This is a genomic window from Staphylococcus sp. EG-SA-2, from assembly GCF_017152085.1.
Genome location: NZ_JACYHC010000085.1, coordinates 1 through 558, shown reverse-complemented (window position 1 = coordinate 558; position 558 = coordinate 1). Strand labels below are relative to the sequence as shown.

1 protein-coding gene is annotated in these 558 nt (G+C 40.1%); it reads right to left on the bottom strand.

Annotated elements, in window-relative coordinates; translation table 11 throughout:
* Positions 1-79: 79 nt before the first annotated feature.
* Positions 80-558: IMP dehydrogenase (locus tag IDG60_RS00675; protein ID WP_206160370.1), on the bottom strand; the 479-nt coding region annotated here is incomplete at its 5' end.

Below are 558 nucleotides of genomic sequence, written 5' to 3'. Positions count from 1 at the left end.
ATTGGCTACCAAAGTCTAAGACAAGGATTAACTCTTGTTCTTTTGCCATTTCCATATTTGTCGTTCTCCTTTATCTTAATTAGAATGAGTAGTTCGGTGATTCTTTCGTAATTTGAATATTATGTGGATGGCTTTCTGCTAAACCAGCAGGACCCATACGTGTAAATTGTGCTTCTTCGCGTAATTCTCTTAAATCGTGTGAACCAGTATAACCCATACCAGCACGCACACCGCCCATTAATTGGTAAATTGTATCTTGTAACGCACCTTTATAAGCCGTACGTCCTTCGATACCTTCAGGAACAAATTTCTTAGGCGCTTTGTCCTCTTGGAAGTAACGGTCGTTTGAACCTTTTTCCATCGCACCTAAAGAGCCCATACCACGGTATACTTTATATTGTCTACCTTGGAAAATTTCTGTAGCACCTGGACTTTCTTCAGTACCTGCTAATAAGCTACCTAACATAACCGCATGTCCACCAGCAGCTAATGCTTTAATGATATCTCCTGAGAATTTAATACCACCATCAGCAATGATAGCTTTACCATGTTTGCGTG